Origin of the sequence: Flavobacterium sp. W1B, assembly GCF_047344965.1 — a bacterium.
Classification (GTDB): domain Bacteria; phylum Bacteroidota; class Bacteroidia; order Flavobacteriales; family Flavobacteriaceae; genus Flavobacterium.
Genome location: NZ_CP178845.1, coordinates 3,210,555 through 3,234,215, shown reverse-complemented (window position 1 = coordinate 3,234,215; position 23,661 = coordinate 3,210,555). Strand labels below are relative to the sequence as shown.

Here is a 23,661-nt window from a genome sequence, read left to right as displayed (position 1 = left end):
TCTGACAATGAAAAATATAATTTCACTAACTTTCATTGCCTTTATGGCTATTTATCAGGTCAATGCACAAAACAAATCCGACAAAAAATCAGCAGTTATGAAAACAAATATTCCAAAAATAAGCGATTTCCCCACGGGAGAAGAAAACACAGGTTTTGCACAATATTTTACAGGAAAATCTTGGTTAGCTCCTTTAACGAAAGATAAAAATTTGAATGTGCCAATGGCAAATGTAACCTTCGAGCCTGGTTGCCGAAATAATTGGCATAGCCACACTGGTGGGCAACTTTTGATTGTTGTTGGCGGCGAAGGTTTGTATCAAGAAAGAGGAAAACAAGCAAGACATTTAAAACCTGGCGACATTGTGGAAATTGCTCCAAATATCGAGCATTGGCACGGCGCAACGGCTACAAGTTGGTTCTCGCATTTGGCTACGAACGGAAATCCGAGTAGCAACGAAAATAATTGGTTCGATCCTGTGACAGACGAAGTTTACAAAGAAGCAAACAAAAAATAAAATAAACGAATGAAATTTAATTTTGAAAATAAAGTAGCACTCATCACAGGAGCCGCATCAGGACTTGGATTTGCAACAGCAAAAGCATTTGCAGAAGCAGGTGCAAAAGTAGTTTTATCAGATTGGGACGAAAAAGCCGTAAACACAATGGCACAAGAATTAGCGAACCAAGGTTATACAACGCTTGCGATTACTTGTGATGTTTCTGATGACCAACAAGTGAAGGCAATGATCGAAAAAACCGTAGCCAATTTTGGATATTTGGATTTTGCCTACAACAATGCAGGAGTTCAAAATGAATTGGCAGAAGCAGCCGACCAAACCCGAAAAGATTTCGACAAAGTAGTAGGCATCAATCTTCGTGGCGTTTGGAGTTGTATGAAATATGAATTGCAACAAATGCGGAAACAAGGAAATGGGTCTATCGTAAATTGCTCCTCTATTGGTGGAATTTTGGGTGGTGCTCAAAGAGGAATTTATCACGCTGCAAAACACGGTGTTATCGGACTTACCAAAAGTGCAGCAATGGAATATGCCTCACAAAACATTCGCATTAATACAATTTGCCCTGGACTTATTCATACAGCAATGGCAGACCAAATGATTGCAAACGGGCAAGGTGATGCTATCAACGAAATGCTTAAAGAAGTACCTCTTGGTCGTTTAGGACGCTCCGAAGAAATTGCAAATACGGTTCTTTTTCTTTGTAGCGATGCTGCAAGTTTAATCATTGGACACACGCTTGTTGTAGACGGAGGTTTTAGTATTCATTAAAACAAAAAAACATGAACATCAGCAAATACCTAAAATGGACATCACTTTTTCTTCTCATCCTAAGTTTTACTAAAATGAACGCACAAAATAAAACCCCTTTAAATAGTCAGGAACAAAGTTTAGTCAAAATTTCTGCACTTACCACAACCGGAAATATTGAAGAATTGAAAATTCAATTAAACAATGGTTTAGACAACGGCTTAAGCATCAACGAAATTAAAGAAGCATTAACCCAACTCTATGCTTATTGTGGTTTCCCTAGATGTTTGAATGCCATTACTACTTTTAAAACGGTTTTAGATGAACGAAAAAACAAAGGAATTACCGATAAAGAAGGAAAAAAAATTGTTGTAGAAAACAATCCATCTGACAAATATGAACAAGGCAGAAAAGTTTTGGAAGATTTAACTAAAACTCCACAAGCTAAACCAGCACCAGGTTTTGGTGAATTTGCACCTCGCATTGATGCTTTTTTGAAGGAACATTTGTTCGCGGATATTTTTGCAAGTGATGTGTTGAGTTTTCAGCAAAGAGAATTGGTTACAATTTCTGCATTGGCATCAATGTCTGGCGTTGAAGGTCAGTTGCAATCTCATATTACAATGGGAAAAAATACAGGAATTACAGAAAATCAGTTGGAAGAAATTTCAAGTTTAATAGCGCAATCAGTCAGTGCAACACAAGCCAATACAATAAGAAAATTGATTTCAAAACCACTCATTCCCATCGTAAAACCAGAAATGATGGTTCGTATTTCTGAAATTGAAATTTTACCAGAATATTTAGAAGAATACAATGCAATTCTGAAAGAAGAAGCTTCAGTTTCGGTAAAAATTGAACCAGGAGTAATTGCTATTTTTCCAATGTATCAAAAGGAAAATCCACTTCAAATCAGAATTATAGAAATGTATGCGGATAAAACTGCGTATCAATCTCATTTGCAAACGCCACACTTTTTGCATTACAAAACCTCTACTTTAAAAATGGTAAAAGGCCTAAAATTAATCGATATGGAAAGTTTGGATGGAGCAACAATGTTGGAGATTTTTAAAAAATTAAATTAACGAGAAATGAAAAAATTAGCAATGATAATCGTTGCATTACTACTCTTTTCAGGGCAAATTAATGCACAACAAAAACAAAATAACACAAAAATGAATACATTAGAACGCTATACATTTAAGTTAAGCGAAAAAGTAATCCGACAAAAAGTAAGTTTCAAAAACCGTTACGGAATTACACTTTCGGGAGATTTATATCTACCTAAAAACAGTGAAAACGGAAAACTTTCTGCAATTGCAATCAGTGGGCCTTTTGGGGCGGTAAAAGAACAATCATCGGGTTTATACGCCAATCAAATGGCAGAAAGAGGCTTTGCAGTTTTAGCTTTTGATCCGTCTTACACTGGCGAAAGTAGTGGCGAACCGAGAAATGTTGCTTCTCCAGATATTAATACTGAAGATTTTAGTGCGGCAGTAGATTTCCTTGGTATTCAGAAAAATATCGACCGAAATAAAATCGGGATTATCGGGATTTGTGGTTTCGGAGGTTTTGCATTAAATGCAACTGCTGTTGACAAACGTGTAAAAGCGGTTGCAACTTCAACAATGTACGATATGACAAGAGTAATGTCGAAAGGCTATGACGACGCAGTAACTTTAGAACAACGTACAAAAACTTTGGAACAATTGGGCGAACAACGTTGGAAAGATGCAGAAGTAGGAAGCTTCCAAGCTGGAGTTGTTTTAAACGCTGAAAAACTGAAGGGCGATGAACCGCAATTTGTGAAAGAATACCACGATTATTACCGAACGGAAAGAGGATTTCACGAACGTTCTATAAATTCTACTGGTTCTTGGACGGCAACAAATCCAATATCTTTTATGAATATGCCCATTTTGACCTACATCAAAGAAATTTCGCCAAGACCGATTTTAATTATTGCAGGAGAGAAAGCACATTCAAGATATTTTAGCGAAGATGCTTTTGCAATGGCTTCTGAACCTAAAAAATTGGTTATTGTTCCAAATGCTGTGCACGTCGATTTATACGACCAAATAGATAAAATCCCTTTCGATAAATTAGAAACATTTTTTAAAGAAAATTTGAAGTAACAAATTAATTATGAAAACGTCATTCTTAATACTACTCACTTTTATTTCTATATTTATTTGTAGTGCATCATCTTGTAACAAAAAAGAAGATACAATTAATACAGAAAATAATGTACCGATGGCAAACGGAAAGATAAAAATAAAAATTGGCTCACAAATATTTACTGCTACGCTTTTAGACAACAATTCGGCAAAAGTATTTAAGAAAATATTGCCTTTGACAATTAATATGATTGAACTGAATGGAAACGAAAAATATTATGATTTGCCAAACAATCTTCCGACAAATTCATCCAATCCAAAAACTATTAAAAATGGAGACTTAATGCTATATGGTTCAAAGACTTTGGTTTTATTTTACAAGACTTTTTCAACATCTTACAGTTACACAAAATTAGGTTCAGTGGATGATACAACAGCTTTTGCATCTGCATTAGGTTCTGGAAATACAACTGTTACTTTTGAAGTAAAATAAAAAAACCGAATACGTAAAACCACAGCCTATAACAACTAAGAGTTCCGTTGGGCTTGAAAAGCCAACACCCGTGCGCAATCGAACGGACAAAGTAATGAACCCGCGGTTGAATCCGCCACGACGGACAAGCTGCAACCGGTTGAGATTCCGCCAACACTATGGGGTTATCGTAAAAGAATTAGGAGGGTTTCAAAGAGGCAAATGTGCCTCTTTTTTTTGGTATTCATTTTACATAATAGTAGCAATGAATTTCAAGAAACACTTTAGCATCGAAGCTCGGGCGACTTTCTGCTTTTATGGTTTGAGTCGAAAACCTCAAAGACTCCAATGCTATAGTCTCTGCAAAAGCATCGATGAATCGAACGGGGTTTTCTGGTAAAATAGTATCTTCTAAACTAGATAAACTTAGTTGATGGCGGGAAATTCCACTGATATGTTACATTACTAAATAGACTACTTTTCTTCCTTTTGTCAAAATAATTTAGCTATTTTTGAAAGAAATCAACGGAGGTTTTTTCATAGACTGACGTTGGCAGTAAGTTTAAACACCTAATCTTTGAAAAAGAAATTTGAAATATTATCTGGTTTACCAGTATACGGAGAAATGTATGTTACAATTCCCGAAAATGCCTATACTCAATTTTCAGAAGGGTTAGCTGTTAAGCTTATCAGAAAAGATAATAGCGAATGGGTTGTGAATTTTGAAAAAGGAAATTCTAATCTAAAGTTTGCTTGCGAATTAAAAGAAAGTGAAAACATCTTGATTATTGCATTTGGAATTTGTTATATCATGAATGCTGAAAATACAAAACCTATTATTGAATTTGGATTTGATTACAAAGAAGTTTTTGAATATAAAAACTGTTTTGTTTTAATTGGAGGATATTCGATTTCTGTGGTTGAGAGTGCTAATAAAATCAAACATTTTGACAACTTATGTTATGATGGGATTACAAATGTTGAATTAGAAAATGGAAAAATAAACGGAATTTTAAACACGATTGATTCATCAGTAAATGATATTAAAATCCCTTTTACTCTAAATCTTCAGACACTAGAATTTACAGAAAATGGAATTATCAAAAGACAAAACCAAACAGAAAGCAGAAAGTGGTGGAAGATATGGAAATAAAACTTACTGCCAACAGCGGTTCCTATGTAAAGCATTATTAAGTTATTCAAAACTTTTAGAGTGTTATAAGTCCGAATAGGATTTTCTGGTAAAATAGTATCTTCTAAACTAGATAAACTTAGTTGATGGCGGGAAATCCCACTGATATGGTGCATCGATAAATATACTACTTTTCTTCCTTTTGTTAAAATAATTTAACTATTTTTGAAAGAAATCAACGGAGGTTTTTTCACAGACTGACGTTGTGCGTCAGTTTAGAAAACCGTGCAACATATGAATGATATTTATAAAACAAGAAAATTTTATGATAAATTGGGCAGAAGAAATAAAAGAAGTTTTAAAAAACAAAACTAAAAATTTTTCAATTCAGGAAAAGGAAAATATAAGTTATCAGTATTTAAATAATTTACTTGTAAAAATTGAGAAAGGATTTATTATTGAAAATGAAGAGCTAAAGTCAAAAGTAGAATATGTAGTTAATGAAATGCCTAACAAAATAGATGAAAAAAGAATAAGTTACAACACAAAACATTTAAATGAAATAACAAACTTACAAACCTTTGTAGAGGAAAAATTTAATCTTATTAAAGAGGGGAAATTTAAGAAACGTTATATATTATTGGGAATACCTTTAGGAATGCCATTAGGCTTACCGTTTGGAGTAGCAATTGGGAAAATTGGATTAAGTCTGACAATTGGTATGCCGATTGGAATGGCTATTGGACTTTTAATAGGTAATTATTTAGATAAAAAAGCAAAAAACGAAAACAGAATATTATAAAACCGAACGCACAACATCGGTTTGGCAATATGGCGGGTTTAGGCTTAATTTAAAGATGGTTTTGTACTTGGATAAATTAGTGTTTAGTGGAAAATAACGCATCTTTAATCCCCTATCTCGCCAAGCGCCGAAACGTTGGCAGAAATGCACAAAAAATTGTAGAAAACAGGAAAACATATGAATAAAAAAGTGCTTTATATATTTTTGAATTTACTTTGTTTAAATGTAAACGCTCAAAATTTTAATCCTAAAACTCTAACATTACCTGAAAATCCAACTTCTCAAGATTTCTCATTTTTAAAAGAAGAATTAAAAGATGTTCAAGTTGTAATGCTTGGAGAAAGAACTCATTTTGATGGAAATGTTTTTGAAATAAAAACAGAAATTATAAAATACCTAAATCAAGAGTTGGGATTTAATACTATTGCTTTTGAATCGGGAGTTTATGATGTTTGGAAAGCTCAAAATAATATTAATAATAGTGAAAAAACAAAAATTGCTTTTGAAAAATCATTATTTTCTATTTGGAGTAAAACCAATGAATTCCAAAGTTTTATAACTTTTTTTGATAAAAATAAATCTACATTAAAATTATTCGGGTTTGATAATCAAATCACTGGTGAATATGGCAGAAATGAACTCATCAAAGATTTATTTTCCTACTGCAATCAAAATCAACTAACTCTAAAATTAAACAATGATGATTTCGAGTTATTAATTGAATCAATTGATAATTCAGGCGTGTTTGATGAAAGCGATATTACTTATGAAAAATACAAATCATCATTAACCAACTTATTAAATAATATTAGTAAAAAGCCAAAGGAAGAAATTCATTTCTATTGGAGTCAAATAATAAAAAATTTATTGACAATTGGCGAAGATAGTTATAATAAAAAGGAACCCATTTTAAGTATATTTAATACAACTTCTGACGATAACATTAGAGATAAACAGATGGCTGATAACCTATTGGAATATATTAAATATCATCCAAATGAAAAAATAATTTGTTGGGGTGCCAACGTACATTTTGTAAATGATATATCATCCGTAAAAACATCTGTCATCAAAGAATATATTCCAATGGGTTCTTTTATAAAAAAAGAACTTAAAGAAAAAGTGTATAGTTTGGCATCAGTTACCGCAGCTGATTCAATATACTTGAATAAGAATTGGAGTAAAACTCCAATAAATAAAGATTCTTTTGAAGAATTTCTTAAGAATAAAAACAAACCGCTTTTATTTATTTCTTCTAAACAAGACGAAATGAAGAAAATTCAATTCAACAGGTTATTTAGTCCGATAGATTTTATTGAAGCACGATTGGATTTGTTACACGATGGTTATTTATATTTTAATCACGTAAAACAAGCAACTTCCATTGAAGATGAAGAAAATGAAGTTCAAAGAATTACAGAAAACGATAGCAGTTTAACTACTGCAGAAAAGCAAGAAACTAAAACTTCAAAAAAGACTACTACATCAGAAGTAATTAATTTAGAAGAGGTTTTCATTGTAAATTATAGCAAAAAGTTTACTTATTCGATTATTAGTAAAGCGATAGAAAATATCAATAAAAACTACCCTACAAATTCTTTTAATTCGCAACAAAATACAAATATTGACGTAAAAGTTAAAAATGAAACAGTCACCAATATTGATTTCAGAAATATTCAATATGATCGCGGATATGACCAAATAGATAGAAATTCAAAAAAATTAACCGAAGTAAAATGGAATATAAAAAATGATTATGTCCCAAAAAGCATACGGGAATTTAGAAGTTTAAGTTATAACAATCCTATAATGTATGGAAGTTGTCTTAATAGTAGAAAATCAAAAAAATTCGTTTATAAAATAAATGAAATTAAAGTCTATAATGACAAAAAAGTATATGTAATACGTTTTTCTATTCCTAGAAATCATTATACCTATACCAAAAGAAGTATTCCAAGTGATTATTCGGGAATACTATATATAAACCAAGACGATTTTTCTATTGTGAAAATCATTGAAAATTGGGAATATAAAGAAAATCCTGAACCTTCAGAATATGACACTTATGGTTGGAATGAAAAATATACTACTAAAGAAATACATTCCGAAATCGTAGAAACAAACTTTGAGAAAATAAATGATTTGTATTATCTAACAAGTTCTGAAATAGAAATATCGGGTAAATTAGTTGATAAAGAAAAGAATCAAAATCAAATAAAAATTTACATAGACTCCAATTGGAGTAATTTTAAAACAGTGAATCCAATTAAAATATCCTATAAAGAAGAACAAAATTTATTTGACAAATAGAATGAAAAAATGAAAAACTACATAAATTTCTAATAAAGCACTTCTGCCAACAGCGGTTACAAGAAATGGCGAGAAATGTGCTAAATTCAGGTTTATTTTCCGCAAGAAATATTATCCTAGCAGAAAATACGCAGTTCCGAAGTTCGTCACTTCATTTAGCGCCAGGACGTTGTGCGTAATTTTGCGCGAACGAAACGAAAAACAAACAATATATGAAATTCTATTTTTATCTTTTTTTTGTTGTAACTATAAATTCATTTTCTCAAATAAAAATAATAAATGGTGAAATAAAAGATTCTGAAAAGAAAACTTCCTTACAATATACTAATATTGGAATTTTAAATAAAAATACAGGAACTGTATCAAATTCTAACGGAAAATTTTCTTTAAAAATTAACGAGAGTATTACTGAAAGTGATTTAGTCACATTTTCTTATGTTGGTTATCAAACCAAAACAATTCCAATTTCAAAACTTAGTCTAACAAATAATGTAATTGAATTAAAACCTGAAAAAAACCAATTAGATGAAATTGTAGTGAAATTTGTAAAACCTAAACCTAAAATACTTGGAAGAAACTCAAAAGGTTTTGGTCTTATGCATTTGAATTTTTATTCCTATTATGAAAAAGATGTTGATGATAGATTGAGTAAAGAAATAGGAATGAAATTTAAACTGAAAAAAGATTGCAAAATAAACGATTTAAATTTCAATATAACTTCTAATGAATTTAGTTCTCTGAAATTTAGGTTAAATTTTTATAAAGTTGAAAATGGATTTCCAACAGAATTATTAATAGAAAAAGATATTGTTTTTGAAATTAAAGATGAATTTAAAGGTTGGTTTAATTTAGACTTGAAACCATATGACATTTATTTAGATAAAGAATCCGAAGATATTGCAATTACTATCCAATGGGTTGAAAGTAAAAAAGCAAATGCAAAAAGTAAATATTTTGGAATTTCTACAGCAATGTCAGTAACCGAAACAAGTTACTATAGAGAAAAATCAATGGATACTTGGAAAAAAAGCGGGCAAAGTTTAAGTTTTTATTTAAATACAATGTGTAAATAAAAAAACGAACGCACAACAGTCGTTCCTATGTAAAGCATTGTTAAGTTATTCACAACTTTTAGAGGGTTATATATCGGTTCTTTTTCGAGTATAGAATTCCGCTGCAACGGCTTGTTGGAAAAGTTGGAAAAAACTTTTATCAATTATGCTACAGCTTTGCTTGCTCTCTTAGTTGTATTTCTATATTACGAATGCATTACTCATAAATATTTATTTTTTTTTTGCATTCGTGAATCCGCTACGCTTGATTTCATTTTCTAGCTTTCTAGAGTTTCGAAGTCCGTCTAAATAACCGTATAAATAGATTTTGAGAAATACTTTACTATCAAAGCTCGGACGACCTTCGGCTTTTATGGTTTGAGTTGAAAACCCCAAAGACTCCAATGCTATAGTCTCTGCAAAAGCATCGATGAATCGAACGGGGTTTTCTGGTAAAATAGTATCTTCTAAACTAGATAAACTTAGTTGATGGCAGTAAATTCCACTGATATGCTACATTACTAAATATACTACTTTTCTTCTTTTTGTTAAAATAATTTAACTATTTTTGAAAGAAATCAACGAAGGTTTTTTCATAGACTGACGTTAGCGGTCAGGCTAAAACGACACGGCAAACGAACGACAGAAAATAAAGAATTAAAACTAAAATCATGAAATATTTAATAACAATTTTATTTGCGATTATTGCGTTTGCTTCCTGCAAAAATAAAACTCAAAATAATATGACGACAACCGACAATGAAAAATTAGTAAAACAATATTTTGAACATTTCAATAAGCACGAATGGACAAAAATGGCGAATATGTATGCAGAAACATCCGAATTTAAAGACCCATCTTTAGGACAAGGAATTGTAAAACAAACAAGACAACAAATCATTGACAAATATTCTGAACTTAACAAAATATTCCCTGACCTTCACGACCAAGTTATCCAAACATACCCTTCTGGTGACAAGCATATAATTGTTGAATTCGTTTCAACAGGAACAGCATCAGACAACTCTAAATTTGAGTTGCCAATTTGTACAATATTGACCATTGAAAATGGAATAATCACAAAAGACTTTTCCTATTTTGACAATTTTAACGAAGAAGAAAGCAAAGAATAAACTTAAAAAAGCCCGAACCGCTAACATCGGTTTGGCAATATGGTGGGTTTAGTGCTAAATAGAAGTTAAATTCTTCTTTGAAAGTTCAGTAATTATTGAAAGTTTCGGCTTCTTAATCCGCCACATCGCTAAGCCGAGAACCAACGTTAGCCGTCATTGTAGAGCGACAGTAACCAAAGACAAACCAAGAATTGATGATAGAGAAATTTCCGGCAATAAACAGTACACTTTCACCAACAGAACTTGCTAAACTTATTCAACAAAAATATAAGTTAAGGGACAAAACTAAATGTAGCATCTTTCGACTTGCAATGAACCATTTATACATCGTTCAAGATGATCAAGAGAAATACGTTTTTAGAGTTTATACTTATAATTGGCGGACAAAATTAGAAATTGAAGAAGAATTAAGACTTTTAGTTCATCTAAAAGAAAATAACAAACAAGTTGCTTATCCAATAGCAGACCAATCGAACGAGTACATACAAGAAATTGAGGCATCCGAAGGAAAAAGATTTGGTGTGTTATTCTCTTATGCAAAAGGAACAAAGACAGCAAAATTTTCAGCTCAAACAAGTTTCTTAATTGGACAAGCATTAGCAAAAGTGCATCAATCGACAGAGAATTTTGAACTGTCGAGAATATCTTATAATTCTCAAAACTTACTTGACAATTCTATTTTAAGAACAAAAAAGTTCTTTAATAAAGCCAACAACGAAATTGAATTTTTGGAAAAATTGTCTGCTTTCTTAACGTTGAAAATTAATGAAAGTGACAAACAGATAATGAGATATGGAAGTGTTCATCTTGACGTTTGGTTTGACAATTTGCACATTGATAATGAAGAAGACGTAACATTTTTTGACTTTGATTTTTGTGGAAACGGTTATTTATGTTTTGATATTTCCTATTTTTTATTTCAGTTACTTGCAACAAATTTGAAAGAAGAAGAATATCAAGTAAAAGCGGATAATTTTTTTAAAGGCTACGAAACTGTAACAGAAATTAGCGACGAAGAAAAAAAGCTTTTGCCTTTTGCTTGTTTAGCAATTATGATATATTACATAAGTGTTCAGTGTGACAGATTTGAATATTGGACAAATATTTTCCTGAATGAAGACCATTTAAAAAGAATGGTTGGAAATTTAAAACGTTGGATTGCTTACAACAAAATTGAAATAGAATAACGAACGAAAAAATAACGAAAGGCTAACAGCAGTTATACGAGATTTGGGTAATAGGCTGAATTAGAAGTTGGTTTTGTACTTGGAAAGTTAGTGTTTAACCGAAAGATTTCGCTTTCTTAATTCGCCACATCGCCAAGCCGAGGATCGTTGCAAGCGTACCGCAGACTGAATAATCTAACGCAATTTTTTATATTAAACTAAGATGAATATTAACTTTTCTTGTAATTTATTTCTTTGGTTACTATTAATGACTTTTCCAGAAATGGTATTTTCGCAATCGGCTGACTTTACCATTCAAGATGTAAAGTTTGAAAGTCAGGGCGTCATTCTTGCAGGCTCAATTTTAACGCCTAAAAAAACAGTAGCAGCAGTTGTAATTGTTCATGGATCCGATCCTGTAAAAAGAGAAATGGAGTTTGCTAAACGTCTTGCACGAGAAGGTATTGCTGTATTGACATATGATAAACGTGGCGTTGGAGAATCTGGTGGTGTATATGTAGGACCATCTGTTGGTACGAATAATATTGACACTATTAATCTTAATTTATTATCTAACGACGCAAGTTCAGCAGTAAATACGTTTCGAACCTATTTGAAAGATAAAAAAACACCCATTGGATTCGTTGGCTTCAGTCAAGCAGGATGGATAATTCCAATTGCTGCAAGCAAAAATCCGCAAGTAGAATTTATGGTTTTATTTAGTTGCCCTACAATTACAACTTTAGAACAACTCAGATTTCAGTTTTATACAAATGGGAACAATAGTTTTTGGGAAAATCATACAGAGTCAGATGCTCGTGAACATATAAAAAATGATTCTGACAGATATCAATTTACAGCTACTGACCCAAAAAAATCTCTGACTACTCTTTCAATTCCTGGACTTTGGCTTTTTGGTGAGAAAGACATACAAATTCCAGTAAAATTGTGCATAGAGCAATTAAATACATTTAAAGTTCAAGGAAAACCTTTCGAATATACATTGTTTTCAACATTAGGACATAATACTTCTTCTGACAATATTACCGAACCTGTTGATATTTCAATTCAATGGATAAAACAGAAAGTTCTGTACATTAAGAAGTCTAAAGCATCAAAATAAAGCACTGCCTACAGCAGCCGTTCCTATGTAAAGCAGACTTAAGTTATTCACAACTTTTAGAGGGGTATATGTCGGTTGTTTTTCGAATTCTATATTAAGAAACGATTACTGACCGAAGGAATAAAATCTGCAACCGAAGAGATATATGTAGGAGTAAATAAGCCCTATTGCAGGGAAATGTTTGCTGTGCAGCATGAACATTCATGATTTCTATGGCTACCAAAAATCTCAGCTTATTTTTAGCTTGAAAAAACAAGAAAAAACTTATTTAATAATTACTGCTGAAGTATCAAAATGATGTATATATTTAATGGCGTTTACTAGTTAGCAGCAATTTTATCCCAACTTAGACAAATGAAGAGCATTTTTATATTTTCAATTACTTTAATTCTATTTTCTTGTGGAACCAAAACAATAGTCTTCGAAGACGGAATAAAAGGAGAGGGGAGGCATAGAAATAATCAAAAAGAAGGGAAATGGGTTTTTACTAAAGATGGAAAACTAAATTCGATTGGTAAGTATTCTAATGGAAAACAGACAGGAAAATGGATACATTTCTATGCTAATGGGAAAATACATCAAAAAGGAAATTTCCAAAATGATAAACAAAATGGAATTTGGAAATTTTACTATGAAACCGGAAGTTTTATGGGAGTTGGGCAAATTACAAATGATAAACAAAATGGTTTATGGAATTGGTATTATAAAAATGGGAGGCTATACACAGAACGAATACATGAAGATGGTAAGTTGATAGAAATCAAATCTTGTTTCGATAAAAATGGAAATTTATTGGATTGTGGAAAATTAATAAACGGAAATGGTTATCTGTTATATCACGATATAGACAATGAATCTGACACAATTCAAAAGTTTGAATATGAAAATGGAATATTTAAAAAATAACAGTCCCTTCCTCTGGTTTTGCAACGATTAGCTACTTGTTTTTGAACGCAAATTCTAGTGTTTACAACGCGGTTCTTTACTAGAGTGACTCAACAGCGACATTACAAAAAAACAGTATTATCTTCTTCATAATTTCTATAAGCCCGCCCGCTAAAGTGTGCAACCTAAATCTCTATTCAAACCTAAACGTCAACGCGGACGCTATACATTCTATGATAAAAAGGGATTAAAATAAAAAGAGCCCAGACCGCTAGGTCTGGGCTCTTAAAGCACAACTCACAACTCACAACTCACAACTCACAACTCACAACTCACAACTCACAACTCACAACTCACAACTCACAACTCACAACTCACAACTCACAACAGGAAAAGTTTCATTTCTTCTCCTTTCGAATCAGTTTTTTGAGTAGGATTGAGATACCAAAACTAACAACTGCGCCTATAATAGCTAGTAAAACGGTTTTTAATAGGTCTTCCGAATGTAAATTCGGTAACACACTCAAAAAAGTGCCACTCGCAGTTCCTATGAGCGGACTGTTACTCGCTTGCACTAGATTCCGAATTAGGCTCCGCAGTCAGCTGGCTAACCGCCGATAATACACCACCGGCAACTGCCAGATAATCACCCATCGTAACTAATGTCAAGGGTAAGGCTACAGGCGCAGCAATAATACTGCCGCCAACGGCTACTAAAACAAGCCCAATAGTGCGAAGCATTTTAAAAAAATTTGGGGTAGGAGCTTTTGCTCGTTTGATAACATTCATAATATTTATTTTTTAAGATTGAACAATTAATAAAATAGACTCTTTGGCATCCAGTTCAGGATAAACCAAATTTTTAAGCTTTATAAAAGCTTTTTTTGATTGAAGCCCTAAGCCTGAAGCCACAAGATGGTTTACAGGAGCAATACAGCCACGAAGTTCGACCAAGGCATTATTCGCTAGATGAAACAAAATCAAACTCCTGTTCGGAACATTCAAAACCTCCAAATGGCATCCAAATCGGCTACTGTAGCGCTTTTCTATAAAATATTCCCCCTCAGGAATACAAGAAACTTGACTGAGATTGTCTTTCCATGGCAATTCAATCGTATGGCAGATTATTTTGCCTTCATGTACAAGTTTTCCGTTAGTTCCTTCGGGGAAATACGTTCTGGTCAATACCAAAACCATTTATAGTCCGCTTACGGCAACCAAAGCCAATGCGTTATAAGCACCATTTTTCAAGGGGTACATTTGTCCGTTGACCTCTTGGTAAAACTCCATACCCAATACCAAAAATAACGGCTTAGTACTGTTTGGAGTAACCATATTGACATGGTCAATGGCAATCGTAGGCACCATATCCCAGGCTAACGTAGCAGTTTCTGAATGTGACTCTACAAATGTTTCTGCTTCGAAATCAATTTCGGTTCCAGCCGAAATAATTTTAAAATGCGTCGTTCCAGCAGGAGCAGCAATCATATTTGCGGGCACAAAAGGAGCAATGGCAACCGCAATTTCACCACTAACACGATCAATAGTTCCGGCATAGGGGGCAAACAAACTGCTACCCAATGTCCCATTAATATTAAATTCGAAACCGCCTAACAATTCAGCTTCACCATCAATAACGTTTCGCAAACCACGGATACTGATGGTGTCGGCCTGAATAACCTTAATCATAGCTTGTGTCAACCGACTCACCATTCTACTGTCAGCCGAATTCAAAAGCAGCGATCGTATCGAAGCCCTTAAAATTTTGCCTGCCTTTCCGGCTCTGCCAAATTCAGAGCAGTTTTCTCTGGTACGCTGAAAAGCAGGATCATTGGCAATTCTCTTGGCATCAACGCCTCCTTTTTCACGAGCCAAATGACCGTCTTTAGTTTTGTAAAAAGTAATATCCCCGATAGTACCTCTTAATTTAATTATACCTTTTTGTTGGGCCATAATTTCTAATTTTTATAATGTGGATGTATAAAATGTTAGGTACATTTTTTCAAACCTTATAAAACCAATTTCGATGCATCTAAAAGCGGATTTATAGTACAAAGCTTTTGTTATTTATTCAAAAATCAAAGCACAGCTGTTCAGGAACGACCATAAAGGACTATTAAAACCATTATAGCCTATTTTATACTATACAATTTTACATCCCAGTGCAACACATTCTAGTATTATTTTTCTACCAAGCTTATTTCCAACCCCAACCGATAACTGACAACCGACAACCAATAACCCACACGACACAACCGATAACTGACAACTGACAACTCAAAACTGTAGTCTTAACCCCGCCCTTAAATTAAAAACGTCAAAAAACATTTGAAATTAAAAGGAGGACTGCCAGTGGCAGTCAGGTAGCAGCGCTCCGCAAGTTGAGCCTGCAAGGCGAACGGCTCGGGGCGTGGAACGGCGTTTTGAGGTAGTTTTTAAGTTTTGAATTTTCAGGCAGTGAAATCGAAGATTATTTCATCCGTACGCCTTGCAGGCTCGGGTCATGAATACCAAAAAAACAATAATAAAGCATGAATATTTTTTTGTTACTTTTTTCATCAAGACAAATCGAAGATTCAGCGAACACAACTTAAAATAAAAATTGAGTGAGCTAAAAAAGTAAATAAACACTCTCTTTATGAGATTTAGCTTCATTGAATTTATGTTTCTTAGTTCCTCGGAATGACAAAACAGTACTATATAGTTGAAGTCACCACCCGACAACAGATAACCAACAACAAATAACCAACAACAAATAACCGATAACTGAAAACCGATAACTGAAAACCGTCATTATTTCGTTCTCATTACCTATATCCGAATATACAATCGGCATTACCCATATCAAGTCCAAGATATTCCATAACTTTGGTAGGCTTGTGTCATCTGTTGTAAAGCGATATCAGGATTTATTTATTAACCTGTATAGTTATTTCAGGACGGGTCAGTCCTTATTGATAGTGCATAGCAAAGGCATGGATAAAGCATGGATAGTGTATGAAAACAGAACAGAAAAGAGTATGCATATACCCAAAAGACGTTCAGAGGATTACAGGTAAAAGTTATCGATATTCACGATTACTTCTAATTGACATTAAAAAGCACTTACATAAACAAGAACATCAATTCCTAAGCATTGAAGAGTTTTGTTTATACACAGGCTTAAAATTAGAACTGGTACAACCGCTGATTGTAGGGTAGTAGTTTGAGATAAAGCGACTCAAGTAGATTTTTACACATCCAACGAACCAGTTCAATAAGCAGTTCAATTAATGATAACAATGCAATACACCGTTCAGATAGCTTAAGACTTTCGCTTTAAAGTTTCGTGAAATTCCAGATTCAAATAGGAGTAAATTCATATAGTTATAAATATAAATAAACCCGACCGCTTTTTAAAAGCGGTCGGGTTTATTTATGCACCAGAATCTTTTTTAAGGAACTACAAATCAATTTTTTTCAATTCTTTATAATTAGCATATAATCTACGGAGTAAAATGCCGTATAATAGTCTGTAAAATAACCAAATAATTCCTAATACGAACCCTAATAAAACAAAAGATATTATACACATTATCATGTTTTTATGATTGCTTTGTGTGTTAAAAGTTGGTGAGTTTTGAAATTCAAAAATAAGTAAGGCAGAAACCATTAAGAAAATATATACAATATTGTACCAGATGTAATATTGTACTGTTTTTCTAGTTTTTAAAATGCTTTCCATTAGTTTTTTTGTTGTCGAAACAACCGAAATAGATTTGTAATTTTTATAAAATAAATAAATAAAATACAGCGTAATTACATAACCTAAAATCGTAAATGCATTTAGGTATTTTTCAATAGCAATAAGTTCTTCTCTCTTTTCATCAGGGAGTAAAAAACCAATTAAGTTAAGGATGATAAATTCCAAAATGCTAATGGCTAAAATCCACTTCACAATCGAAGACGATTTTTTGTGAATCATTTTGTAGATTTCTTTTTCCGATACCTGCTGAAAAGAATTTTCGTTCTTTTTCCAGTCTTTTTTCAATAAATCCAGCTCTTCCATATTCCTTAAGGATTTAATATTTTTTTTAGTTTCCCTTTTATTCTGTTCATTTTTACTCTGGCATTTACTTCACTAATTCCCAGTGTTTCGGCAATTTCATGATAGTCTTTGTCTTCAAGATACATGAAAACCAATGCTTTTTCAATGTCGTTCAATTCATAAACGGCCTTGTACATGAGCTTAATTTGCTCTTCCTCTTCATAGTTATAATCGACATCTTTTGTAAAATGCTGCCGCGCCTCATACTCCACGGTGGCAATGGAGCGTTTGTTTTTTCGGTATAAAGTAATGGCTGTATTCAAGGCTACGCGATAGGCCCAAGTAGAAAATTTGCTTTCACCTCTAAATTTTGGGAAAGCTTTCCATAACTGAATGGTGATTTCCTGAAACAAATCCTTGTGCGAATCCTCACAATTAGTATATAACCGACAAATTTTGTGGATTATATTCTGATTTGCCTGCAATTGCTTCACAAAAGAATGTTCTGGATTCTCACTCATAATTCATTAGTACACTTCAAATCGATTTTGTTACAAAGGAATAGATTTTTATTTAAAACCAGTAGCATCTTGAATTTATGGAGCACAAACTTCTCAATTCATAAGGATTAGTTGTCCCGCTGTACATTTCAATCTCCCGAAAAAAACGGGAGGATTTCCATTTCCATCGGGGCTATTCAGAAGCTTTGTTTTTCCATAATTATTTTTTCAAGATATTGTCTTTTCAATAATAAAAATGAGCTTGATAAAATAAGAAAAGTTTCTGTTTACTGAGAAATAAAAGATAATGACGATAGTCGTTTTAATATACTAAAAAATTATTTTTTATGCTGTGATTTTATTCTCACAATATTCTGATAATCAGTATTTTAACTAAATATTAATAACGCTCAATTCATTGATAATCAATAGATTACAATTGTATTAAGTAAAGAGCTTTGTCTACCACTTTTTTTTGAATTGGTTTTGAATTAAATTTGAGTTTTAACTAAAGTGCAAGATTAATGGAAAGTGTTATTATATCCAATTTCCATCCCATTCAGGCTGGGAAATTAATGGATCAAAATAAGCTCAATCAGTACATAAAGTTCCTGTATTATCATTTTCAAAATCTTCAAAATACAGATGCTAAAGGGAACAATGGCTTAGTTGCTGAATCAGTTAGTTTTGAAACCATATCAGATCATGTAGATAAATATTCAGTCTCCTCAGAAAGTATTAATAGCCGACAGACTTTAATCTTTGAAGGAGTGGAAAATTTTATTGAAAATGAAATGGATAACACACTCCCTTCAGAATATCATTTCCCAGAAGGTTTTGAAGTAAAATCAGGAAATTCTTTCGGCCCCAAAATAGAGGTCCGTATGGAATGGTTTAAAAAGAAAATGGGATATGTTTTTGATGTCTTTTATTCAAAAACGACTACAAATCCTGAAAACCTCATTCATGTCACTTGTTCTGGATATTCTTCGCCTAGCGTCGCTCAGGAGGCGGTGATTGAAAGAAAATGGGAGAAGGTACAAGTTACCCATTCTTATCACATGGGATGCTACGGAGCATTTCCGGCAATCCGTACCGGAAGAAGTTTGCTTTGTGCTAGTAAAGACAAAGGTAGGGTCGATATTGTTCATACAGAATTACTATCTGCACATTTAAATCTGACAGCATTTTCACCCGGAAATACAATGATTTGCTCTCTATTTGCGGATGGCTTCATAGGTTATTCTTTGTATGATGGAAACTCTTTTTTCAAAGATGATTCGGTTAAGGAGAAAAAAGGATTACGCATTTTAGCTTCTCATGAGGTTATTATTCCTGATTCTTTAGAAGATATGTCTTGGGATTTAGGGGAATATAATTTTTTAATGACTTTGTCAAAACGCGTTCCTGTATTTATCCGTAAAAACATCAAGCCTTTTTTGACGGAGCTTTGCGAAAAAGCAGCTGTTAATCTTGAAGAAGAAAAATCAAAAATGCATTTTGCAATACATCCCGGCGGTCCTAAAATTATTGATTATGTAGTGGAGGCCATTGGGATAACAAGGGAACAAGCTTCATGGTCTTACGAAGTATTACGTATTTACGGGAATATGTCCTCGGCTACTGTTCCACATATTTTTAATGAAATTGTAAATGATGCCGCTATCAAATCAGGAACTAAAATTGTGGCAATGGCATTTGGACCAGGTCTTACAGCCACAGGCTTGTTGCTCGAGAAAGTATAATTTTTTCAATGGGAATTTGTGAAAATAAAGAGGGTCTTCTTAAATAAATGATTTAACATGAGTAATTATGAGTTGAATAATAAGTGAAATCAATGATTCGTCAACTCAAAATATTAGCTCATAACTCATCACTTTTATAATAATTCACCATCAAATTCACAAATTTGCTATAACTTTCCATGCCGTCTTTTTGCTGGTTTATTTTTAAGAAATTATCATAAAAAATATGAAAACCGGTTTCAATGGGGCTTTCATATTCATTCCAGAAATCCTGACTTTCCTTATAGTTTTTTAAAATCCCGGGATTAATGGTTTTAAGTAATTGTTTCAATACTTTTTCGTCACGAGCCTGCCAGTTTCCTAAACAATAACGCAAAGCTATGCTGTAGCCCGAATATTTAAAATATAAATTATCGTTTTTTACAGAGGCTAAAAAACCTATAAAGTTACATTCGCTTTCGCTGGCAAATCCCATCTGATGTGCCATTTCGTGATTTGTGGTCATAGGGAAGCTGTACATCGGACCTAAATAATTTACCTGGGCTTCATTGGTAAACGGATTCAGGTAACCTCCAAATCCCATATATGTCAAAGGCAAGCTAAAGAGCGATTTTTTGACACTCAAGTTAGAATATTTAAAAAACGGATAGCTAGCGGATAAGTTTTTATAGCCATTCAAATTCATCTGAAATGCCTGTTCCTGAGAGTACGGAAATGTAACTTTCAGGCTATCATTTTTTGTGATTTGACTTTGGATAGCATTGGTTTTGTGGATTAGTTTTTTGGTGAAATCTAACAAATCTGCATCCGAATAATCTCTTTGAATCTCCATTTTTTCAAAAAGCGGTTGACGATGATAATTTAGCGCCCAAAGCGTGTGAAACAAAAAGTAAAATACGGAAAGAAAGCTTAAAATATGTAATGCATTATTTTTCCAAGCGAGTTTCCAAGTTTTTCTTTTATTCCAAAACCATTTTACGCCTAATACTATCAAAATAAAATAAATACAATCTCCAACAGAAAATGGAATTTTACCCAGAACTGTTCTAGAAAATGCAACAATAATAGGGTACAGCCCATTGCTATATACAGCTTCTACAGTTTCCGGAAAATAAGGAATGAATTGCAGAACAATTATTTGGAAAGCAAGAAATAAAGGCAGAATATATATTCTTTTCACGATACTGATTTTGAAAACGTAAATATAATTACAATATCAATTAATAGCGAAAAAGAATTTAAACTTTGTAACTTTGAGTTTTTAAAATGTTAAACTTCAAACAAAAATAAATGAGCCAAGAAATAAGAAATTTAGAGCCCAAAGCACTTTGGAATAAATTTGCCGATTTAAATGCAGTTCCTCGTCCTTCTAAAAAAGAAGAACGCGTAATTGAATTTATGAAGAATTTTGGAAATAGCCTCGGATTGGAAACTTTTGAAGACGATATTCGTAACGTTATAATCCGAAAACCTGCCACTCCAGGCATGGAAAACCGCAAAGCGATCGTAATGCAAGGGCATTTGGATATGGTACATCAAAAAAATGCTGATACCGTTTTTGATTTTGATACCCAAGGAATCGATATGTATGTTGATGGGGATTGGGTTCGTGCCAAAGGAACAACTTTAGGCGCTGATAACGGCCTAGGTGTTGCTGCTATTATGGCGATTTTAGAAAGTAAAGATATTCCACATCCGGCAATCGAAGCTTTGTTTACGATTGACGAAGAAACAGGAATGACTGGCGCTTTAAATTTAAAAGGCGGTATTCTGCAAGGGCAAATTCTGTTGAATTTGGATACAGAAGAGGACGATGAAATTGATATTGGTTGCGCCGGTGGTATCGATGTGACAGCTACGAGAAGTTATCACGAAGAAGAAGTTCCGGAAGGTTCTGTAGGACATATTATTACCGTAAAAGGATTGAAAGGCGGACATTCAGGGATGGATATCCACAAAGGTTTGGGGAATGCCAATAAGATTATGAACCGTTTGTTGTTTGACGCCTTTGAAAACTTTGGTTTACAAGTAGCTGAAATCAACGGAGGAAGTTTGCGTAACGCAATCCCTAGAGAAAGTGTTGCCAAAGTGATTATTTCTGAAATGTTTGATGAAGCCTATATTTTTGATATGCAGGAAATCATCAATGACATCAAAACCGAATATAAAACCACAGAACCTAACTTAACTATCGAAATCGTAAAATGCGATACGCCGAAAAAAGTAATGGATCTAGGGGTTCAGGAAGGAATCATCAGAGCAATTTATGCTGCTCATAATGGGGTGTATCGAATGAGCGCTGATATGGAAGACTTGGTGGAAACTTCAAATAATATTGCCAAAGTGACTATCAAAGACGGAGAAATCTCAATTGGTTGTTTGACACGTTCATCTGTTGAAACTTCTAAATTTGATTTAGCTAATGCTTTGCGTTCTGCATTTGAATTAGTAGGTTGCGAGGTAGAACTTTCAGGATCGTATCCAGGTTGGACTCCAAATGTAAAATCGGAGATTTTAGATGTTTTAGTTCCTATTTATGAAAAACAAAATGGTGAAAAACCAAAAGTGGTTGCTTGTCATGCCGGATTAGAATGTGGAATTCTGGGAACTAATTATCCGGATATGGATATGATTTCTTTTGGACCAACAATCCATGGAGCACATTCCCCAGATGAAAGAGCCAGTATTTCTTCTTCTCAAAAATTCTGGAAATTTTTGCTTGAAATTTTAGCTGAAATTCCTGCAAAATAGTATTCAGGGTTCAGTATTTAAAAAAAATAGTGTTCAGTTTAAATTTAAACTGAACACTAAATTTAGTCTCTTTTCGGGCTATTTTTTTTCTCTCTTTTTTCTTCTTTTTTCTCTTTTGCTGTTTTAAGAGGTTCCTTTTTTTGAGTTTTCTTCGCGTCTTGACTTTTTGCCATGATTATCAGTAATTAAGATTTGTATTTTTTAATATAAGTAAAGATAGGAACTATTTTCGGCTTATTGTTCTGTAAATAATTTATTACTATTTTTTTTCGTGGAATTAATATCATTCCAAAAAAAATCCTCAACTGTGAAAGTAATTGAGGATTGAATTATTTATAACTTTTTTCGTTAAAACGATAAAGCTGGCTTGTCAAAATTTTGTGTTTTTATTGTGATATCCTATTTAGCTTATTTCTTTTTCAAAATCTTATATTCTTCGTAACAACCGCTAATGGCATCCATGATTTGCAGGTCGTTTGCTGTTTGTATAAAAGATTCAGAATAATTACAGCGCTGTAATATTTCAGGAATTTCTTTTTTGTCGATGCCTAATAAAATGGCAAGTGTTTCGCGATCAAATTTAGATTCTAAAAGGTTTCTAACTGTGTCGTCCTTTTTCATTTCTTTAAGCTTCTTAAGCTCTACTGTTTTTTTGCCAAAGAAATTATAAAGCATATCGGCTGGATTGAAAATTGATCCCAAAACTCTTCCAAAAGCATTTGGAGAAGTATTTCCGGCTTCATATCCATTTGGTAATCCTGAAATACTATAACGATAGTTTTCTTTTATAGGGATTGTTTTTGAATCTACTTCGAGATATCCTGTTAAATTAAAGGGTTTGATGACCACCTCTTCAAGTGCTATTGCACTTTCAGTAAGAAAGATTTTAGCCATCTTATTTTTCAACCAGTCATTTGTAACTTTAACTCTTAATGATTGAAATCCTAAAAGTGAAATATGAAGAGTATCGTTTGGATGTACATCAATTTCAAAATAACCATTTGCATCCGTTCTGGCGCCTCTTACTTTATTGATGTTGATGATGTTTGCATTGGCTAATGCAGATTTTGTATTGTCATTATAAATATAAGCCGATACTTTTTGGGAAGGAGTTATATCTTGAGCAGAGCTGGTTATTGATATAGCTAAAAAAAAGAAAACTACAAAATATTTCAT

The 23,661-nt window shown here is 33.0% G+C and carries 23 protein-coding genes; 15 read left to right on the top strand and 8 right to left on the bottom strand.

Annotated elements, in window-relative coordinates; genetic code table 11:
- The first annotated feature begins 7 nt into the window (after positions 1–7).
- The 9 genes from ACMDB5_RS14090 (at position 8) to ACMDB5_RS14050 (ending at position 9,176) form a co-directional block, all read left to right on the top strand.
- Positions 8–517 (top strand): cupin domain-containing protein, encoded by a 510-nt coding sequence (locus ACMDB5_RS14090; RefSeq protein WP_413998898.1) that lies wholly within the window; start codon positions 8–10, stop codon positions 515–517.
- 9 nt (positions 518–526) lie between these two features.
- Positions 527–1,291: an SDR family oxidoreductase gene (locus tag ACMDB5_RS14085; protein ID WP_413998897.1), complete on the top strand. Its 765-nt coding sequence runs from the start codon at positions 527–529 to the stop codon at positions 1,289–1,291.
- Positions 1,292–1,302: 11 nt separating this feature from the next.
- A complete protein-coding gene (locus tag ACMDB5_RS14080; protein ID WP_413998896.1) occupies positions 1,303–2,355 on the top strand; it encodes a carboxymuconolactone decarboxylase family protein in 1,053 nt (350 codons plus the stop codon).
- Positions 2,356–2,361: 6 nt separating this feature from the next.
- Positions 2,362–3,405, top strand: a complete 1,044-nt coding sequence (locus tag ACMDB5_RS14075; protein WP_413998895.1) for an alpha/beta hydrolase — start codon at positions 2,362–2,364, stop codon at positions 3,403–3,405.
- 10 nt (positions 3,406–3,415) lie between these two features.
- The gene (locus tag ACMDB5_RS14070; protein ID WP_413998894.1) at positions 3,416–3,880 is read left to right on the top strand and encodes a cyclophilin-like fold protein; all 465 of its coding nucleotides are present in this window, start codon (positions 3,416–3,418) and stop codon (positions 3,878–3,880) included.
- A gap of 556 nt (positions 3,881–4,436) precedes the next feature.
- Positions 4,437–5,012: a hypothetical protein gene (locus tag ACMDB5_RS14065; RefSeq protein ID WP_413998893.1), complete on the top strand. Its 576-nt coding sequence runs from the start codon at positions 4,437–4,439 to the stop codon at positions 5,010–5,012.
- Positions 5,013–5,316: 304 nt separating this feature from the next.
- A complete protein-coding gene (locus tag ACMDB5_RS14060; protein WP_413998892.1) occupies positions 5,317–5,793 on the top strand; it encodes a hypothetical protein in 477 nt (158 codons plus the stop codon).
- Between the two features lie 177 nt (positions 5,794–5,970).
- Positions 5,971–8,103, top strand: coding sequence for an erythromycin esterase family protein (locus tag ACMDB5_RS14055; protein WP_413998891.1), 2,133 nt, complete (start codon positions 5,971–5,973; stop codon positions 8,101–8,103).
- Between the two features lie 212 nt (positions 8,104–8,315).
- Entirely contained in the window at positions 8,316–9,176 is an 861-nt protein-coding gene (locus ACMDB5_RS14050; RefSeq protein WP_413998890.1) for a carboxypeptidase-like regulatory domain-containing protein, read from the top strand.
- A gap of 210 nt (positions 9,177–9,386) precedes the next feature.
- On the opposite strand, the gene ACMDB5_RS14045 is transcribed toward ACMDB5_RS14050, so the two are convergent.
- Entirely contained in the window at positions 9,387–9,551 is a 165-nt protein-coding gene (locus tag ACMDB5_RS14045; protein WP_413998889.1) for a transposase, read from the bottom strand.
- A 275-nt stretch (positions 9,552–9,826) separates the two neighbouring features.
- Here ACMDB5_RS14045 and ACMDB5_RS14040 point away from each other — a divergent pair, with 275 nt between their 5' ends.
- The 4 genes from ACMDB5_RS14040 to ACMDB5_RS14025 all read left to right on the top strand — a co-directional run bounded on the left by ACMDB5_RS14040 (position 9,827) and on the right by ACMDB5_RS14025 (position 13,483).
- Entirely contained in the window at positions 9,827–10,288 is a 462-nt protein-coding gene (locus ACMDB5_RS14040; protein ID WP_413998888.1) for a nuclear transport factor 2 family protein, read from the top strand.
- Between the two features lie 194 nt (positions 10,289–10,482).
- Positions 10,483–11,475, top strand: coding sequence for a phosphotransferase (locus ACMDB5_RS14035; protein ID WP_413998887.1), 993 nt, complete (start codon positions 10,483–10,485; stop codon positions 11,473–11,475).
- 202 nt (positions 11,476–11,677) lie between these two features.
- Positions 11,678–12,577 carry an alpha/beta hydrolase family protein gene (locus tag ACMDB5_RS14030; protein ID WP_413998886.1) on the top strand — a complete coding sequence of 300 codons (900 nt, stop codon included), beginning with the start codon at positions 11,678–11,680 and terminating at the stop codon, positions 12,575–12,577.
- A 354-nt stretch (positions 12,578–12,931) separates the two neighbouring features.
- The gene (locus tag ACMDB5_RS14025) at positions 12,932–13,483 is read left to right on the top strand and encodes a toxin-antitoxin system YwqK family antitoxin (protein ID WP_413998885.1); all 552 of its coding nucleotides are present in this window, start codon (positions 12,932–12,934) and stop codon (positions 13,481–13,483) included.
- Positions 13,484–14,023: 540 nt separating this feature from the next.
- On the opposite strand, the gene ACMDB5_RS14020 is transcribed toward ACMDB5_RS14025, so the two are convergent.
- From ACMDB5_RS14020 to ACMDB5_RS14000, 5 genes are all read right to left on the bottom strand, one after another.
- Complete coding sequence (locus tag ACMDB5_RS14020; protein ID WP_413998884.1) at positions 14,024–14,251, bottom strand: hypothetical protein; 228 nt, start codon at positions 14,249–14,251, stop codon at positions 14,024–14,026.
- Positions 14,252–14,263: 12 nt separating this feature from the next.
- On the bottom strand, positions 14,264–14,659 hold the full coding sequence (locus ACMDB5_RS14015; protein ID WP_413998883.1) for a DUF5675 family protein: 396 nt from the start codon (positions 14,657–14,659) through the stop codon (positions 14,264–14,266).
- Positions 14,660–15,415 (bottom strand): hypothetical protein, encoded by a 756-nt coding sequence (locus ACMDB5_RS14010; RefSeq protein WP_413998882.1) that lies wholly within the window; start codon positions 15,413–15,415, stop codon positions 14,660–14,662.
- A gap of 1,489 nt (positions 15,416–16,904) precedes the next feature.
- Positions 16,905–17,510, bottom strand: coding sequence for a hypothetical protein (locus ACMDB5_RS14005; RefSeq protein ID WP_413998881.1), 606 nt, complete (start codon positions 17,508–17,510; stop codon positions 16,905–16,907).
- Positions 17,511–17,515: 5 nt separating this feature from the next.
- Positions 17,516–18,010, bottom strand: a complete 495-nt coding sequence (locus ACMDB5_RS14000; RefSeq protein ID WP_413998880.1) for an RNA polymerase sigma factor — start codon at positions 18,008–18,010, stop codon at positions 17,516–17,518.
- A gap of 503 nt (positions 18,011–18,513) precedes the next feature.
- On the opposite strand from ACMDB5_RS14000, the gene ACMDB5_RS13995 reads away from it, so the two are divergent.
- Positions 18,514–19,734 carry a 3-oxoacyl-[acyl-carrier-protein] synthase III C-terminal domain-containing protein gene (locus tag ACMDB5_RS13995; protein WP_413998879.1) on the top strand — a complete coding sequence of 407 codons (1,221 nt, stop codon included), beginning with the start codon at positions 18,514–18,516 and terminating at the stop codon, positions 19,732–19,734.
- Between the two features lie 118 nt (positions 19,735–19,852).
- Here the strand turns inward: ACMDB5_RS13995 and ACMDB5_RS13990 are convergent, their stop codons facing one another.
- The gene (locus ACMDB5_RS13990) at positions 19,853–20,914 is read right to left on the bottom strand and encodes a DUF3810 domain-containing protein (RefSeq protein WP_413998878.1); all 1,062 of its coding nucleotides are present in this window, start codon (positions 20,912–20,914) and stop codon (positions 19,853–19,855) included.
- A 110-nt stretch (positions 20,915–21,024) separates the two neighbouring features.
- Between ACMDB5_RS13990 and ACMDB5_RS13985 the strand changes: the two genes are divergently transcribed.
- The gene (locus ACMDB5_RS13985; RefSeq protein ID WP_413998877.1) at positions 21,025–22,485 is read left to right on the top strand and encodes an aminoacyl-histidine dipeptidase; all 1,461 of its coding nucleotides are present in this window, start codon (positions 21,025–21,027) and stop codon (positions 22,483–22,485) included.
- 408 nt (positions 22,486–22,893) lie between these two features.
- Here ACMDB5_RS13985 and ACMDB5_RS13980 read toward each other — a convergent pair whose 3' ends face one another.
- Positions 22,894–23,661 carry a carboxypeptidase-like regulatory domain-containing protein gene (locus ACMDB5_RS13980; RefSeq protein ID WP_413998876.1) on the bottom strand — a complete coding sequence of 256 codons (768 nt, stop codon included), beginning with the start codon at positions 23,659–23,661 and terminating at the stop codon, positions 22,894–22,896.

Bases quoted from the DNA above. Each gene is read 5' to 3' on its own strand.
- ACMDB5_RS14090 (WP_413998898.1), top strand. From the start codon at position 8: ATGAAAAATATAATTTCACTAACTTTCATTGCCTTTATGGCTATTTAT.
- ACMDB5_RS14085 (WP_413998897.1), top strand. From the start codon at position 527: ATGAAATTTAATTTTGAAAATAAAGTAGCACTCATCACAGGAGCCGCA.
- ACMDB5_RS14080 (WP_413998896.1), top strand. From the start codon at position 1,303: ATGAACATCAGCAAATACCTAAAATGGACATCACTTTTTCTTCTCATC.
- ACMDB5_RS14075 (WP_413998895.1), top strand. From the start codon at position 2,362: ATGAAAAAATTAGCAATGATAATCGTTGCATTACTACTCTTTTCAGGG.
- ACMDB5_RS14070 (WP_413998894.1), top strand. From the start codon at position 3,416: ATGAAAACGTCATTCTTAATACTACTCACTTTTATTTCTATATTTATT.
- ACMDB5_RS14060 (WP_413998892.1), top strand. From the start codon at position 5,317: ATGATAAATTGGGCAGAAGAAATAAAAGAAGTTTTAAAAAACAAAACT.
- ACMDB5_RS14055 (WP_413998891.1), top strand. From the start codon at position 5,971: ATGAATAAAAAAGTGCTTTATATATTTTTGAATTTACTTTGTTTAAAT.
- ACMDB5_RS14050 (WP_413998890.1), top strand. From the start codon at position 8,316: ATGAAATTCTATTTTTATCTTTTTTTTGTTGTAACTATAAATTCATTT.
- ACMDB5_RS14040 (WP_413998888.1), top strand. From the start codon at position 9,827: ATGAAATATTTAATAACAATTTTATTTGCGATTATTGCGTTTGCTTCC.
- ACMDB5_RS14035 (WP_413998887.1), top strand. From the start codon at position 10,483: ATGATAGAGAAATTTCCGGCAATAAACAGTACACTTTCACCAACAGAA.
- ACMDB5_RS14030 (WP_413998886.1), top strand. From the start codon at position 11,678: ATGAATATTAACTTTTCTTGTAATTTATTTCTTTGGTTACTATTAATG.
- ACMDB5_RS14025 (WP_413998885.1), top strand. From the start codon at position 12,932: ATGAAGAGCATTTTTATATTTTCAATTACTTTAATTCTATTTTCTTGT.
- ACMDB5_RS14020 (WP_413998884.1), bottom strand. From the start codon at position 14,251: ATGAATGTTATCAAACGAGCAAAAGCTCCTACCCCAAATTTTTTTAAA.
- ACMDB5_RS14015 (WP_413998883.1), bottom strand. From the start codon at position 14,659: ATGGTTTTGGTATTGACCAGAACGTATTTCCCCGAAGGAACTAACGGA.
- ACMDB5_RS14010 (WP_413998882.1), bottom strand. From the start codon at position 15,415: ATGGCCCAACAAAAAGGTATAATTAAATTAAGAGGTACTATCGGGGAT.
- ACMDB5_RS14005 (WP_413998881.1), bottom strand. From the start codon at position 17,510: ATGGAAGAGCTGGATTTATTGAAAAAAGACTGGAAAAAGAACGAAAAT.
- ACMDB5_RS14000 (WP_413998880.1), bottom strand. From the start codon at position 18,010: ATGAGTGAGAATCCAGAACATTCTTTTGTGAAGCAATTGCAGGCAAAT.
- ACMDB5_RS13995 (WP_413998879.1), top strand. From the start codon at position 18,514: ATGGAAAGTGTTATTATATCCAATTTCCATCCCATTCAGGCTGGGAAA.
- ACMDB5_RS13985 (WP_413998877.1), top strand. From the start codon at position 21,025: ATGAGCCAAGAAATAAGAAATTTAGAGCCCAAAGCACTTTGGAATAAA.
- ACMDB5_RS13980 (WP_413998876.1), bottom strand. From the start codon at position 23,661: ATGAAATATTTTGTAGTTTTCTTTTTTTTAGCTATATCAATAACCAGC.